At 60.5% G+C, this 14,055-nt stretch carries 12 protein-coding genes; 4 read left to right on the top strand and 8 right to left on the bottom strand.

Features of this window, described 5'->3' with window-relative positions; genetic code table 11:
- Positions 1–25: 25 nt before the first annotated feature.
- The gene (locus CFBP4996_RS08975) at positions 26–367 is read left to right on the top strand and encodes a RidA family protein (protein ID WP_003494829.1); all 342 of its coding nucleotides are present in this window, start codon (positions 26–28) and stop codon (positions 365–367) included.
- Positions 368–647: 280 nt separating this feature from the next.
- On the opposite strand, the gene CFBP4996_RS08970 is transcribed toward CFBP4996_RS08975, so the two are convergent.
- The 4 genes from CFBP4996_RS08970 to CFBP4996_RS08955 all read right to left on the bottom strand — a co-directional run bounded on the left by CFBP4996_RS08970 (position 648) and on the right by CFBP4996_RS08955 (position 5,367).
- On the bottom strand, positions 648–1,400 hold the full coding sequence (locus CFBP4996_RS08970; protein ID WP_080851357.1) for a HugZ family pyridoxamine 5'-phosphate oxidase: 753 nt from the start codon (positions 1,398–1,400) through the stop codon (positions 648–650).
- A 67-nt stretch (positions 1,401–1,467) separates the two neighbouring features.
- Positions 1,468–3,117, bottom strand: a complete 1,650-nt coding sequence (locus CFBP4996_RS08965; RefSeq protein WP_080851359.1) for a thiamine pyrophosphate-binding protein — start codon at positions 3,115–3,117, stop codon at positions 1,468–1,470.
- Positions 3,114–4,316, bottom strand: a complete 1,203-nt coding sequence (gene caiB / locus CFBP4996_RS08960; RefSeq protein ID WP_080851362.1) for a succinate--glutarate CoA-transferase — start codon at positions 4,314–4,316, stop codon at positions 3,114–3,116. Before caiB ends, CFBP4996_RS08965 begins: the two co-directional genes overlap by 4 nt.
- A 100-nt stretch (positions 4,317–4,416) precedes the next feature.
- Positions 4,417–5,367, bottom strand: coding sequence for an alpha/beta fold hydrolase (locus tag CFBP4996_RS08955; protein ID WP_162935839.1), 951 nt, complete (start codon positions 5,365–5,367; stop codon positions 4,417–4,419).
- 148 nt (positions 5,368–5,515) lie between these two features.
- Between CFBP4996_RS08955 and ettA the strand changes: the two genes are divergently transcribed.
- From ettA to metF, 3 genes are all read left to right on the top strand, one after another.
- Entirely contained in the window at positions 5,516–7,165 is a 1,650-nt protein-coding gene (ettA, locus tag CFBP4996_RS08950; RefSeq protein WP_003522791.1) for an energy-dependent translational throttle protein EttA, read from the top strand.
- A gap of 160 nt (positions 7,166–7,325) precedes the next feature.
- On the top strand, positions 7,326–8,339 hold the full coding sequence (locus tag CFBP4996_RS08945; protein ID WP_080851364.1) for an ArsR/SmtB family transcription factor: 1,014 nt from the start codon (positions 7,326–7,328) through the stop codon (positions 8,337–8,339).
- A gap of 1 nt (position 8,340) precedes the next feature.
- Positions 8,341–9,234, top strand: coding sequence for a methylenetetrahydrofolate reductase [NAD(P)H] (gene metF / locus CFBP4996_RS08940; protein WP_162934101.1), 894 nt, complete (start codon positions 8,341–8,343; stop codon positions 9,232–9,234).
- Positions 9,235–9,700: 466 nt separating this feature from the next.
- On the opposite strand, the gene CFBP4996_RS08935 is transcribed toward metF, so the two are convergent.
- The 4 genes from CFBP4996_RS08935 to CFBP4996_RS08920 form a co-directional block, all read right to left on the bottom strand.
- Positions 9,701–10,927: a lytic murein transglycosylase gene (locus CFBP4996_RS08935; protein ID WP_080851367.1), complete on the bottom strand. Its 1,227-nt coding sequence runs from the start codon at positions 10,925–10,927 to the stop codon at positions 9,701–9,703.
- Between the two features lie 122 nt (positions 10,928–11,049).
- Positions 11,050–11,829: a glycoside hydrolase family 25 protein gene (locus CFBP4996_RS08930; RefSeq protein ID WP_080853124.1), complete on the bottom strand. Its 780-nt coding sequence runs from the start codon at positions 11,827–11,829 to the stop codon at positions 11,050–11,052.
- Between the two features lie 235 nt (positions 11,830–12,064).
- Entirely contained in the window at positions 12,065–12,784 is a 720-nt protein-coding gene (locus CFBP4996_RS08925) for a class I SAM-dependent methyltransferase (protein ID WP_162935840.1), read from the bottom strand.
- Complete coding sequence (locus CFBP4996_RS08920) at positions 12,781–14,031, bottom strand: BtaA family protein (RefSeq protein ID WP_059756626.1); 1,251 nt, start codon at positions 14,029–14,031, stop codon at positions 12,781–12,783. Before CFBP4996_RS08920 ends, CFBP4996_RS08925 begins: the two co-directional genes overlap by 4 nt.
- Positions 14,032–14,055 lie beyond the last annotated feature (24 nt).

Below are 14,055 nucleotides of genomic sequence, written 5' to 3'. Positions count from 1 at the left end.
AAATGCCAATCAACAGGAGTTTTCCATGACCATCAAGCGTATCGAGCCGGGCAAGCGCATGAGCGGCGCCGTCGTTCACGGCAACACCGTTTATCTGGCCGGCCAGGTTGGCGAAGGCACGAGCGTTACGGAACAGAGCAAGTCCGCTCTCGCTGAAGTCGACCGCCTGCTGGCCGCTGCCGGTTCGGACAAGTCGAAGATCCTGCAGACGATCATCTACCTCTCCGACATGTCCACCTTCGGCGAAATGAACGCCGTCTGGGAAGGCTGGATCGACCCGGCAAACCCGCCGGCCCGCGCCACCAGCGGCGCACCATTGGCAACGCCGGATTACAAGGTTGAGTTCATCGTGACCGCTGCTCTCTGAGCATCCGTCTGAGTTTTTAAGAAAGGGCCGGGTCGCGGAAAGCGGCCCGGCCTTTTTTGATGGGATGGGGCCAAAACCCTCCTCGTCATGCCGGGCTTGACCCGGCATCCAGCCACGGCGCGTCTGCGCCGTGAAGAGAGTCTTTCGCGATCAAGGACTTGATCGCGCTGGACCCCGGATCTAATCCGGGGTGACGGCGTGTAATGGCGACATGGCCACAAAATGCCAAGTAGAAGCAATTTCATGGTTTTTGAATCGCTTGCGTCCGTCACCTCACCGGCTAAGCAAGCGCCTTCTCAAATTGCTTCAACGTCGTAACCCGCTCCGCAAACCACAGCCGCGCCAGATCGCTCGCCGAGGCGAGATCGATACCCTCAGGATCGATGGAGGTGATTGCCCAGCGGCCAGTCTTTGCGCCGGCGAGAACGGCGAGCCGGGATGCTTCGCCCTTGATGGCATTGAGGCGGGTTGCTTCGCTTTCCGCCGCCGCCATCAGTTCGTTTGCGCCTGACAGATCGGTGCGTAGATCGGCCGGGGTGATGTTGCTGGCATTGCGGGCCGGGCCGCCATTGATCTGCACGCCTTCCGTCCGCAGCCGGTAAAGCCGCGTGTCGGGAAGGGAGAGATAAAGTTTCGCTTTGGGGTAGCGGGCAATGTAGCGCGCGATGGCGAGCGGCACTTCATCCGGGCCGATTTGTTCCGCCCTGCCCACCAGTGTCAGACGCGGCAGCGTCAGCGCGTCACCCTTGCCGAAGGGGGCGAGCGTTAGCGAGATGCGCGCGTCCGCCTCCATGTTGCGGGCGTGCAGCGTCAGCCCCGCCGCGAAGAAGAACGGCTTGCCGTCCGGCTCGATGCCGATATTGGTGGCGGTCGTATAGGGATAACCGCTGACGGGATCGAGGGTCGCAAGCGCTGCCGTGCGGGATGTGTGCAGCACATCGCGGGCCACGCGCACGGCCTCGAAAGGCGCACCGGCCGAGGGCTCGATCTTTGCGCCGCGCGGGGTGATGACGGGAGAGGCTGCATCCGGCATGTCGTTTCCTAAGCTGTAAGTTTCAGTCAGGATTTACACCATGCCGGAGCCGTGTCCATGCGTAATATCAGCTTCCAGTCCTGATCTGCGTCAGGGTGCGCGTCGGCGTGATCGCTTCGGCATCCAGCTTCACCTCGATGATGGCCGGCTTGCCGCTGGCCCGCGCCCGTTCGAAGGCGGCGGCGAAGTCTTCGGTCCTTTCCACCGTTTCGCCGTGGCCGCCATAGGCTTTGGCAAAGGCGTTGAAATCCGGATTGACGAGGTCGGTGCCGCTGACACGGCCGGGATATTCCCGCTCCTGATGCATGCGGATCGTGCCGTAGGTGCCGTTATTGACCAGTACGGTGATGATCGGCAGGCCGTACCGCACGGCGGTGATGAATTCCTGCCCATGCATCATGAAACAGCCGTCACCGGCAAAGCAGATCACCTCACGCTCGGGGAACAGATGCTTGGCCGCGACCGCCGCCGGCAGGCCATAACCCATCGAGCCTGATGTCGGGGCCGATTGCGTATTGAAGCGACGGAAGCGGTGGAAGCGATGGACCCAGGTGGCATAGTTGCCCGCGCCATTGGTGAAGATCGCATCCTCGGGCACATTGGCCTCGATCCAGTCCATGATCGGACCCATCTGCACAGCGCCGGGGCCGGTCTTCGGCGGGGTGGACCAGTTGAGATAGGCCGCATGCATCGCGGCGGTGCGATCCGCCCATGCATTTGCGGAAAGCGTAAGCGAGGAGAGGGCGGCAACGAAGTCATCCGGTGCGGCGCATATCGCCAGATCCGGTCGATAGACGCGGCCAAGCTCTTCGGCTTCCGGATAAATATGGATGAGTTTCTGCGACGGGTATGGGATGTCGAGCAGCGTATAACCGGAAGACGGCATTTCGGAGAGGCGGCCGCCGAGCAGCACCACGAGATCGGCCTCCTTGATCTCCTTGGCCAGCGCCGGGTTAATGCCGATGCCGACATCGCCCGCATAGGAGGGGCTCAGATGATCGAACAGCATCTGGCGGCGGAAGGAACAGCCGACAGGCAGCTTGTTGTTTTCCGCAAAAGCCTTGAAGCCTGCGACGCTTTCCTCGGACCAGCGGGTGCCGCCGATGATGAAGACCGGGCGCTTCGCCTCGCCAAGCATTTTTGCGAAGGCGGCGATCTGTGACAGGCCGGGATGCGCTTCGACCGGAGTATAGGGCTTTGCCTCGGGCGCTTCGACCTCTTCCACCAGCATGTCTTCGGGCAGCGTCAGCACCACCGGGCCGGGGCGGCCGGAGGTGGCGACGGCGAAGGCGCGGGTGACGAATTCAGGGATGCGGCGCGCATCGTCGATCTCGCCCACCCATTTGGCGAATTCGGTGAAGGCGCGGCGATATTCCACTTCCTGAAAGGCCTCGCGCTCACGCGCTTCGCGCTGCACCTGGCCGATGAAGAGGATCATCGGAATGGAATCCTGCCGCGCAATGTGCAGGCCCGCCGAGGCGTTCGTGGCGCCCGGTCCGCGGGTCACCATGCAGATGCCGGGTTCGCCGGTCAGCCGGCCCCAGGTGTCGGCCATCATGGCGGCGCCGCCTTCCTGGCGGCAGACCACGGTTTCGATGCCGCTTTCATAAAGCGCATCCAGCACGGCGAGATAGCTTTCGCCCGGAACGCAGGAAACGCGGGAGACGCCATTGGCCTTCAGCGCTTCGACGATCAACTGTCCGCCTGTTCTCTTCATGGCGTCGTGGTCCTTTCGATGTTTTCCAGTTCGGCCAGCACCTGCGCCTGATGTTCGCCGAGCTTCGGGCTTGGGCGTTCATAGCGCAGCGGCGTTTGCGACATGATAATGGGTGTACGGACACCGGGAATGACGGTGCCGTCTTCCGCCTCCAGATCGACGCGAAGGCCGCGGGCCTTCACCTGCGGATCGGCGAACATTTCCTCGATGGAGTTGATCGGCCCGGCGGGGACGGCATTCTTTTCGCAGGCGGTCAGAAGATCGCGCTTCTGCCATTTCAGCGTTTCGGTGGAAACGATCTGCCGGACTTCCGCTTTGTGGGCCACGCGGGCCTTGTTCGTCGCGTAACGTTCGTCATCGGCAATCGCGCCGATGCCGAGAATGGCGCAAAGGCGGCGGAACTGACCGTCATTGCCGACCGCGAGGATCAGGAAACCGTCGGCCGTCGGCACCACCTCATAGGGGGAAATATTCGGATGGGCGTTGCCGAGCCGGACGGGAGGCTTGCCGGAAATCAGGTAATTCATGTTCTGGTTGGCGAGTACGGCCGATTGCACATCGAGAAGCGCCATGTCGATATGCTGGCCTTCGCCGGTGCGGATGGCGTGGATCAACGCCGCCTGAATGGCCGACACGGAATAGATGCCGGTGAAAATATCGGCAACCGCCACGCCCGCCTTCATCGGCTGGCCATCCGCTTCGCCCGTTATCGACATGAAGCCGGACATGCCCTGCACGATATAATCGTATCCGGCGAGATCGGCATAAGGCCCGGTCTGGCCGAAGCCGGTGATTGAGCAATAGATCAGCTTCGGATTGAGCGCCTTCAGGCTCTCGTAATCGAGGCCATATTTGGCAAGCCCGCCGCGCTTGAAATTTTCGATGACGACATCGGCGGTGCGCACCAGCCGGCGCACCAGCTCACAGCCTTCCGGTGTCTTCAGATCGGCGACGATGGAGCGCTTGCCGCGATTGGTGGCGTGGTAATAGGCGGCGGAGAGGTTTTCCCCATCGTCGCTTTCGACGAAAGGCGGTCCCCATGCGCGGGTATCGTCGCCGCCCTCGGGGTTTTCCACCTTGATGACGTCGGCACCCATATCGGCCAGCATCTGCCCTGCCCAGGGACCGGCCAGAACACGCGCCAGCTCGATGACGCGAATGCCTGATAGCGGCGGTTTCCTGTTCGGCATGTCGGTCATCGGTCCCCCGGTATCTTGTGTCTGCCGGTTTATAGACCGCCGTTTGCCGCGTCGCATGTGATTTTATCTCATGGACTTATTCCGTTTCGGCAAAGGCCCCTCAATCGCCGACGACGCGGCCGCACCAGGCGGCGAAATCCGCCGCGACGGGTTGCCAGCCGATTTCGTTCAAGGTCTCGTGCCGCATGCCCTTGTAGATCGTGTGCTCGACATGGCTGAAACCCGCTGCACGGAAGCGTTCGGCAAGCCAGACGATCTCCTTGCCGTCATTGGTGGCTTTGTCCTGATCGCCGCTGACGAGGAGAAGCGGCAAATTCTTGGGCAGGCGCTCGATGAGTTTCGGTGCGCGATAGGAGAGTTCGAAGACATCCTGCCACAGGGAAACGCTCGCCTCGAACTGGCAGAGCGGGTCTTCCACATAGGCGTCCACCGCCGCCCTGTCGTGGCTCAGCCAGTCGGCATGGGTGCGCCTTTCCGGCATTTTCGCATTCCACACGCGGAAGGTTGCCTTCGGCAGAATGGCGCTCGGCACATCCGAGCCTTTCAGCATTTTTTCCAGCCGCAGCAGAACCTGTGCCAAACGGCCCATGAGGCCGGGATTGAGATTGGAATTCCAGATGGACAGGCCATCGAAGGCATCCGGATGGCTGACGGCGGTGTTGAGCGCCACGAGGCCGCCCATGGAATGGCCGAACAGGATCGTGGCCAGGCCGGGATGCCTTTCGCCGACCATCCGGCGCATCGCCATGACATCGGCAACGACCTTTTCCGCACCGTCCTTCCAGCCAAAACGGCCGAGAGGCGCATCCGCCGCTCTCGTGCGGCCATGGCCGCGATGGTCGTGGGCATAGACTTCGAAACCCTGCTTCGACATCACATCCGCGAGCCGGCGATAACGGCCCGCGTGGTCAACCAGCCCGTGGCAGATCATCAGCACGCCGCGCGCCGTGGCAAGAGCGGAGGGCTGGTGGCGAAAGGCGATGGATGCGCCGGAGGGGGCTTCCAGCCTCTGAATACGGCTGAAGGCCAAGTCGTCGGTCGTTTCATTCATGATCGCGCCTGTCCCTGCCATAACATCCCTTGTCATAATCATGGGGTCATAATCGTGCCAGAGGTTGCCCCAAGGTCCTATTTACCCTACATAGCGGCAAATTTCCCGATACGTACTCTTAAAAATCCGATGTGGAGCATTCGCTACAATGGCACGTCAATTCATCTATCACATGGCCGGGCTGAACAAGGCCTACGGTGCGAAGAAGGTTCTGGAGAACGTTCATCTCTCCTTCTACCCCGACGCCAAGATCGGTATCCTCGGCCCTAACGGCGCCGGTAAGTCGACTGTTCTGAAAATCATGGCCGGCCTCGACAAGGAATATACCGGCGAGGCCTGGCTGGCAGAAGGCGCGACCCTCGGTTATCTCGAGCAGGAGCCGAAGCTCGACGAAAACAAGACCGTGATGGAAAACGTCATGGAAGGTGTGGCGAGCAAGACGGCCATCGTCGACCGCTACAACGAATTGATGATGAACTATTCCGACGAAACGGCGGATGAGGGCGCGAAGCTTCAGGACATCATCGACAGCCAGAATCTCTGGGACCTCGAAAACCAGGTCGAAATGGCCATGGACGCGCTGCGTTGCCCGCCCGGCGACTCGGCTGTAACCGGTCTTTCGGGTGGTGAACGCCGCCGTGTTGCACTCTGCCGTCTGCTGCTGTCGCAGCCGGACCTGCTGTTGCTCGACGAACCGACCAACCACCTCGATGCGGAAACCATTGCGTGGCTTGAAAAGCACCTGCGCGACTATCCCGGCGCCGTGATGATGATCACCCACGACCGCTACTTCCTCGACAACGTCACGGGCTGGATTCTCGAGCTCGACCGTGGCCGCGGCATTCCTTACGAAGGCAACTATTCCGCTTACCTGCAGGCGAAAGCCAAGCGCATGCAGCAGGAAGCCCGCGAAGACGCCTCGCGCCAGAAGGCCATCAGCCGCGAAAGCGAGTGGATCGCCTCCAGCCCCAAGGCACGCCAGACGAAATCCAAGGCACGTATCAAGGCCTATGACGAGCTGGTGGAAGCAGCGGAAAACCGTCGTCCCGGTGATGCGCAGATCGTCATTCCGGTTGCCGAGCGTCTCGGCCGCGTTGTCATCGAAGCCGACAATCTGACGAAGTCCTATGGCGACCGCGTGCTGATCGAAAACCTGTCCTTCAAGCTGCCGCCCGGCGGCATTGTCGGCGTCATCGGTCCGAACGGTGCCGGTAAGTCCACGCTGTTCAAGATGATCACCGGTCAGGAAAAGCCGGATAGCGGTTCGGTGACTGTCGGTGAGACGGTTCAGCTCGGTTATGTCGACCAGAGCCGCGATACGCTGGCGGGTGACAAGACCGTCTGGGAGGAAATCTCCGGCGGCAACGACATCATCAAGCTCGGCAAGTTTGAAGTGAACTCGCGCGCCTATTGCGGCGCTTTCAACTTCAAGGGCGGCGATCAACAGCAGAAGGTCGGCAATCTCTCGGGTGGTCAGCGTAACCGCGTTCACCTCGCCAAGATGCTGAAGGCCGGCGGCAACGTTCTGCTGCTCGACGAACCGACCAACGACCTTGATACCGAAACGCTGGCCGCGCTCGAAGAAGCGCTGGAAGCCTTCGCCGGCTGCGCCGTTATCATCAGCCACGACCGTATGTTCCTCGACCGCCTGGCCACCCACATCCTCGCTTTCGAGGGTGACAGCCATGTGGAATGGTTCGAAGGCAACTTCGAAGACTACGAAAAGGACAAGGTCCGCCGCCTCGGCCCGGAAAGCATCAAGCCCGGCCGGGTGAGCTACAAGCGCCTGACGCGCTGATCCTTTTCCGGATCTCTTCAGAAAGGCCCGCCGCAAAGCGGGCCTTTTTCCATGTAATAAGTTGACATGATCGCCTCACGGAACACTTTGCGCTTGCATCGAGCACCACGTCGACATAAAGATATCTTTATATCTTGATTAGCTTGCGAGGCGCGGCAGAGTGGCGTTCGGTCTGGACAAATTGGTGGATCTTCTGAAGGCGGCGGGTGAGCCCACGCGCTTTCGCTTGCTGGCGCTTTTGGCGGCTGGCGATCTGACGGTTACCGATCTTACCGAAATTCTCGGCCAGTCGCAGCCGCGCATCTCCCGTCACCTTAAGCTTCTCACGGAAGAGGGGCTGATCGAGCGTTATCAGGAGGGCGCCTGGGCCTATTTCCGCTTGCGGCAGGATGGTGAGCCCGCCATTGTTGTCCGGCAGCTGCTTGGCGCCGCGTCGCCGTCTGACGCGGTTCTCCAGCGTGACAGCGAGCGGCTTGCCACCGTCAAGCGGGTACGGGCGGAGCGGGCACAGGATTATTTCAGCCGCAACGCCTCCGCCTGGGATGAGTTGCGCCGCCTGCATGTCAGCGACGAGGCCGTGGAAGGCGCGCTTCTGAAGCTGGTGGGCACCACGCCGGTCGATTCGCTGCTCGACCTCGGCACGGGTACCGGCCGCATCCTGCAGCTTCTGAGCGGTATTTATCGCCGCGCGATCGGCGTCGATGCCAGCCGTGACATGCTCTCGGTGGCGCGTGCCAATCTCGACAAGGCGGGCGTGGTCAATGCATCCGTGCGCCATGGCGATATTCTCAACCTGCCGCTGGAAGGCCAGGATTTCGATCTGATCGTCATCCATCAGGTTCTGCATTTCCTCGACCAGCCGGAGATTGCGCTTTCCGAAGCCGCGCGCATGTTGCGCCCCGGCGGGCGGCTGATCGTTATCGATCTTGCGCCGCATTCCTTCGAATATCTGCGCGACGAGCATGCGCATGTGCGGCTGGGTTTCTCGCATCCGCTGATGGAAGAATGGCTGAAGAAGGCCGGGCTTTCTCTGGAGCGCGCCGTCGATCTTCATTCTGAAAAAGCGTCCGACGAAGCTCTGGACGTGACGATATGGGTTGCCCGTGACCAGCGGCTGCTGATGGCAGACGATGTGGTGCAAGAGGCCGTTTTACTTGCTGCCGGGAGGGCATGATATGTTGAGGTCGGAAACCGCGCGCCAAAATGGCGATATCCGGTTGTCTTTCGAGTTTTTCCCGCCCAAGAATCCCGAGATGGAAACCCAGCTCTGGGAAACGGTTGCCGAGCTGAAGAAATGGAACCCGGATTTCGTGTCCGTCACCTATGGCGCTGGCGGTTCCACCAAGGCGCCGACGCTGGATGCGGTGCGCCGCATGATCGGCGACAGCCATCTGGCGACTGCCGCGCATCTGACCTGCGTGGATGCCAGCCGTGAGGACGTGCATCAGGTCATTGAAGAGTTTCGCAATGCCGGCGTTCGTCATTTCGTGGCGCTGCGCGGCGATCCCTCCACTGGCATCGGCACGGCCTACAAGCCGCATCCGGAAGGGTATGAGAACGCCGCCGCTCTGGTGAAGGGGCTGCGTGAAATTGCCGATTTCGAGATTTCCGTGTCGGCCTATCCGGAAAAACACCCGGAAAGCGCAAGCGAAGCGGTCGATATCGATATGCTGAAGCGCAAGGCTGATAATGGCGCGACGCGGGCGCTGACGCAGTTCTTCTTCGATAATGACGTGTTCGAACGCTATATGGAGCGGGTGACGGCTGCGGGCATCACCATTCCAGTGGTTCCGGGCATCATGCCGATCCAGAACCTCACCCAGCTCAAGCGTTTCGCCGGTCGCTGCGGCACCAGCATTCCCGGTTTTCTGGATGAGCGTTTCGAAGGTTATGACGACGATCTGGAAGGTCGCGCCCGCGTTGCCGCGGAGGTTGCCGCCGAGCAGATCGCCGATCTGCAGCGGCGTGGCGTCAATGAATTCCATCTCTACACCATGAACCGCGCGCCGCTGGTTGATGCGGTGCTTGAAAATCTCGGGCTGGAGCGTCTGCGCCGCAGCGCCGCCTGATTTTACCAGAGCAGATTACCGACATGAAAAAAGCGCAGGTCCCTCAGGGCCTGCGCTTTTTAAACTCGTGTCATCTACGGTTCTTATCTGCGTTTGGTCTTCACGTCTCGTCAGATGAAAAGCATCATCGCTACGAACAAAAACGCCAAACCGACTGCCAAGGCATTGAGAGATTTTGTAAGTCCCATGGGTGCCTCCTCTTGTTGACAGGTTCGATAATATGACCGTTTTGTGGCAGTTGAAAAGCGGTTTTTGTGATGCAGTGCAGCACGTCTTCAGACGGCATAAAAAAGAAATTTCTGTAATTATTTGAAAATAAAAGATTATTTTCTTATCACGCAGTGCTTCATATGTTTAAAAAAAGTAAATGACCGGGGTGTTATCCCCAGTCATCAGGTCGAGATTAACGCTTTATGCCTTGATTCCGTCCGACAGATTAAGGGCCGGAAGGCGCCGTTAAGATTGCTTAAAGCGCCTGCAGAAGTGCGGTCGAAGGCCAGCCATCGGCGGGCATTCCGAGACGCTGCTGCTCCTTCTGGATGGCGACGCGGGTGCCGGAACCGAGAATGCCATCCACCTTGCCGACATTGTGTCCGCGCGCTTCAAGCTTGGTCTGAAGCTCCTTCATGGTCGCATCATCGAAACCGGGCTCCGGGTTGCCCTTGTTGTAGACGGGAGAGCCCATGAGGCGGGTGGCGAAATAGGCGGCCGAGGTCGTGTAGATGAACGACTGGTTCCATTCCAGATAGATGTTGAAGTTCGGATAGGTGATGAAGGTCGGTCCCTTGCGTCCCTGCGGCATGATGAGGGCTGCGGGCAGGGTGGCGAAGTTTCTGTTGCCGTCGCGCGGGGTCACGCCCAGTGCGAACCAGCCACCCGCGGTCAGCGGACCGCCGAGGCCGGATTTTTCCCAGGGCAGGTTTTCCGGCAGCGAGACTTCCTGAATCCAGGGTTCGCCCTTCTTGAAACCGAGATGCTGGATGAACTTCGCAGCCGTCAGGATCGCATCCGGGGCGCTGCTCTTGACGTTGATGTGGCCGTCGCCATCGCCGTCGACGCCGAAGGCGATGATGTCCTTGGGCAGCATCTGCACCTGGCCGATTTCACCGGCCCATGCGCCGGTATTGGCGGCGGGATCGAGATCGCCGTGCTGGACCATTTCGATCAGCGCCAACAGTTGCGGGCGGAAGAGTTCCGGGCGGCGGCAATCATGCGAGAGGGTCACCAGCGCGTTGCGGGTGTTGAAATCGCCCTGAACGGCGCCGAAATCCGTCTCCATGGCCCAGAAGGCGGCGATGACGCCGGCCGGAACACCGAATTCGTTTTCGGCGCGGGCGAAGGTGGAGGAGAGTTCCTGAAGTTTCTTGCGGCCGATATCCAGACGGGCCTGGCTGACGGTCCGCTGGGAGAATTCCAGGAAGGTCTGACGGAAGACGCCCTGCGCACGGTCACGCGAGAGCACCTTCGGGTCGATCTGCGCGCCGGCAAGCGCCTTCTGGATCGCATCGGCCGGAATGCCCTTGGCAAGTGCGTCGGCTTTCACGCCTTCGAGAAATGCACCGAGATCGCCGCCGCAGGCAACCTGCTTGGGATCGTCGGGCGCGGCCACTGGCGGTGTGGCGAGGGCGGAGCCGGTGGAAAGAAACGACAAAGCGGCGGCAAAAACGATGCTGCGCGACCGGAACGTGGGCATGGGAATTTCCTCGATAGGTTGTTAGCCCGCTTTACCCATATGTTTGCGACAAAAAAACGGACCGAATGATCTGACGTTGCAGAACAACGCCGATTTTTCAAAAGTGTTGCTTCTTGGCCGTGTTATTTGGCGGAAGCAATCCATTTCCGCCAGTTTTTCTCCGTTCCGGCAAAGACATTGATGTCGGTCGGACCCTTCACGCCGGGCACGACGCCGGTTGCAGTATATTGCCAGAAGGCCCATTTGCGGTCTTCGTAAATCTTGGCCGGATGGGCGGCGACGGAGCGGACCCAGAAGTGGTAATCCTTGAACTGGCCGACGAGATTGTCGCGGTGAAAGTCGACCGAGGTATAGATGATCGGACGCTTGCCATAGTGGGCTTCGATGCGGTCGAGGAAACGCTGCATCTCGGCGCGAACGATGCCGGGCGCCGGGCGTGTCTTGCAGGTGGGCGAGGCCGGGTTCCATTCCACGTCGAGAACCGGGGGAAGGGTGACGGCCTCTTTCGGCACGTTGCGAATGAACCAGTCGGCCTGGGCGTCTGCTGTCGAACAGAAATAATAGAAGTGGTAGGGCGCGTGCAGAACATCTGCCGCCGCCGCGCTGCGCCAATGGTCGCCGAATTTCGGATCGATGCGGTCCGACCCTTCCGTCGCCTTGATGAAGACGAAGGAGACACCGGATTTGCGCACGGTTTGCCAGTCGACATCGCCATTCCATTTGGACACGTCGATGCCGTGTACCTCATGGCGGTGCGGGTTGTTCGCGCCGAAATCCTGCGGATCGGTATCGGAAAATTTCGGCCTGGAAACGGATGCGGTTTCCAGCAGGTCATAGCTGGTGGAGGTGCAGCCGCCGATCAACAGCAAAGCCGACAATAGTGCCGATAAACGCAGCCGCATTGAAACCCTGATGAAAGTGTTGCCCATCCCGCGGCCGCAAAACGGCGCGCCGTATCTCCCGATTTACGCATAACATGGTAAACAAGCGGTTATGGCAAGGGGCAAGGTGCTTTTTTGCATCTCGCAAGCCGCTGGATTTGAAGCGATTTGCGATTTTTACTGCTGAAACCTTGCCGGGCGGAGCCTTGAAGGCAACGCCACAGGCGCGCAGGCGGGTTTCGCAATCCGCCGGGAATCAGGCGTCGGCCAGGATGCGGTGGATTTTCGGCTGCTGCGCTTCGGCAACCGGAAGCGTGATGACAGCCCGCCAGGCGTAACCCCGGGCGATTTCCTCGAATTCGAGATTACCGTCGAAACGGCCGGCCATATTGGCCAGAACATAGCGGAGATTGGCGCGGGGCGTGACGTGGAAACGGGTAAGCCAGGCTTGCAGAAGGGTGCGGAACCACTTCGGCAATTGTTCCTGCTGGCCGAAATCGACGATATGCAGCGAGCCGCCGGGTTTCAGCGCCGTAAGCGCCTGTTCGATCGCCTTTTCCCAGTCCGGTATCATCGACAGCGCATAGGGGATCATGACGCGGTCGAAGCCGTCGGGCTGGCCGAATTCGGAGGCGCGAAAAGCGGTGGCGTCGGCCACGCGCAGAATGGGGCGTTCCGCCTTGCCGGCGAAATTTTCGGCTGCGGTCAGCAGCATTTCGGCGGAAATGTCGAGGCCGAACAGTCTCGCCTGCGGAAATTTGCGGCTGGCCAGCAGCAGGTTGCGGCCGGTGCCGCAGCCGACTTCCAACAGCGTGCCGCCCTTCGGCACATCGAGGCCGGAAATGGTCCGGTCACGGCCGAGAAGGTAATATTTGCGGGTGATATCGTAGATATGCCGCTGGTGGCGATACATGCGGTCCATCAGGCTCGCGTGCGCGCTATCTGCAAGGCCCACATTCTCGCCGATGGTTTTCATGCCATAGCCCTCTGGTAGATATGGAAGCCGCCGTAGATGGCCGAGCGGTCCATGGCGTTGAGCTCATTGGAGCGCTCTTCGAGATAGACCCACTGGTTGCGGATATCGGGCGAAAGCCGGCCTTCGATGACGCTCTTTTCAGCCGCAGTGCGGAAGATGACGCGCGCGCCGGATGCGGCCGTGCGGCTGATCTGCGACCACAATTCGTTGAGCTGCGTGTCCGTCATCCAGTCCTGCGCATCGAGGAGGATATAACGGTCGACAGCGCTTGCAGGCTTTCTGGAGAGAAGCTCGGTATAGGTGGCGTGGTGCACCGCAACGCGGGCGGTGTTGTTGCGGATCGTCTCGTAATATTCCGGCTTGAGATAGGCGGGCAGCGCGCCCTCATGCGGTTCGGGATAACGGCGCGCAAAGGCCTGCCAGGCGAAATAATTGTCGCTGAGCGGGAAGTTGCAGGCGAGCTTTTCCAGCCGCTCCTTCAGCACGGATGCAACCGTGCCATTGGCGGAAAGGCTGGCCAGCTCGTCATATTGCCGAGGCGGAATGCCGAGGCCGAAGAGCGAGCTTTTGCGCTTCGTCAGCCAGCGCACCACCGGCTTGTCGAACAGCGGCGCCACCTTGCTGTCGAAAAACTGGCGCTGTTCGTCCAGCGTGCGGGTCTTGGCCATTTCGGTGAGCTTCACGCCGTGCAGCCGGGCCATGAGATGGCCGGCGCCGATGAAGCGGCCGAGCAGGCCGGTGCGATAGATATTTCTGTCGAAGACAGAGATGCGGCGGCGGCCGGAAAGGGTGCGCTTCGACCAGTAAGCCTTGGTCGTGGCGTCGAGATGCTCGGCGATGAAGCGGTCGTAACCGTGGCTGTTGCTGCGCGTATTGGCGCGGCCGAAGTGGCGCACCACGTCCTGATGGGCGGGCAGATGGCGGAAGGCGGCGAGCTTCAGCTTGTTCAGCGCGATGTGGTGCGGGTTGAGGTCCACGACATCGATGCTGGCCGGATTGCGGGAGAGATAGGCCAGCATGTTGCAGCCGCCCGAGCCGATGGTGACGATGCGATGACCTTCGCCAAGCTCCATCGCTTCCATGTCGATTTCCGGGTCTTCCCATATCTGCGGATAGACGAGGCCGGAAAAGAGGACGCCGAAGAAGCGCTCGGACAGACCGCTTTTGGAGAGTGCCTTGTGCTGGAGCAATGCGGACTTCAGTTTCGTGTTCTTGCTGAAGCCGGTCTTGGGTGCCGCACTCGTCATATGTTCACCTCTCAGTCGATTGAG

It is taken from the genome of Agrobacterium leguminum, assembly GCF_005144435.2.
Lineage (GTDB): Bacteria > Pseudomonadota > Alphaproteobacteria > Rhizobiales > Rhizobiaceae > Agrobacterium > Agrobacterium leguminum.
The sequence above is the reverse complement of the archived record's forward strand: the minus strand, read 5'-3'. Positions and strand labels throughout refer to the sequence as shown.

What these genes read in the sequence shown, in the direction of transcription:
- CFBP4996_RS08975 (WP_003494829.1), top strand. Translation starts at nt 26, where the DNA reads ATGACCATCAAGCGTATCGAGCCGGGCAAGCGCATGAGCGGCGCCGTC.
- CFBP4996_RS08970 (WP_080851357.1), bottom strand. Translation starts at nt 1,400, where the DNA reads ATGCCGGATGCAGCCTCTCCCGTCATCACCCCGCGCGGCGCAAAGATC.
- CFBP4996_RS08965 (WP_080851359.1), bottom strand. Translation starts at nt 3,117, where the DNA reads ATGAAGAGAACAGGCGGACAGTTGATCGTCGAAGCGCTGAAGGCCAAT.
- caiB (WP_080851362.1), bottom strand. Translation starts at nt 4,316, where the DNA reads ATGACCGACATGCCGAACAGGAAACCGCCGCTATCAGGCATTCGCGTC.
- CFBP4996_RS08955 (WP_162935839.1), bottom strand. Translation starts at nt 5,367, where the DNA reads ATGAATGAAACGACCGACGACTTGGCCTTCAGCCGTATTCAGAGGCTG.
- ettA (WP_003522791.1), top strand. Translation starts at nt 5,516, where the DNA reads ATGGCACGTCAATTCATCTATCACATGGCCGGGCTGAACAAGGCCTAC.
- metF (WP_162934101.1), top strand. Translation starts at nt 8,341, where the DNA reads ATGTTGAGGTCGGAAACCGCGCGCCAAAATGGCGATATCCGGTTGTCT.
- CFBP4996_RS08935 (WP_080851367.1), bottom strand. Translation starts at nt 10,927, where the DNA reads ATGCCCACGTTCCGGTCGCGCAGCATCGTTTTTGCCGCCGCTTTGTCG.
- CFBP4996_RS08930 (WP_080853124.1), bottom strand. Translation starts at nt 11,829, where the DNA reads ATGCGGCTGCGTTTATCGGCACTATTGTCGGCTTTGCTGTTGATCGGC.
- CFBP4996_RS08925 (WP_162935840.1), bottom strand. Translation starts at nt 12,784, where the DNA reads ATGAAAACCATCGGCGAGAATGTGGGCCTTGCAGATAGCGCGCACGCG.
- CFBP4996_RS08920 (WP_059756626.1), bottom strand. Translation starts at nt 14,031, where the DNA reads ATGACGAGTGCGGCACCCAAGACCGGCTTCAGCAAGAACACGAAACTG.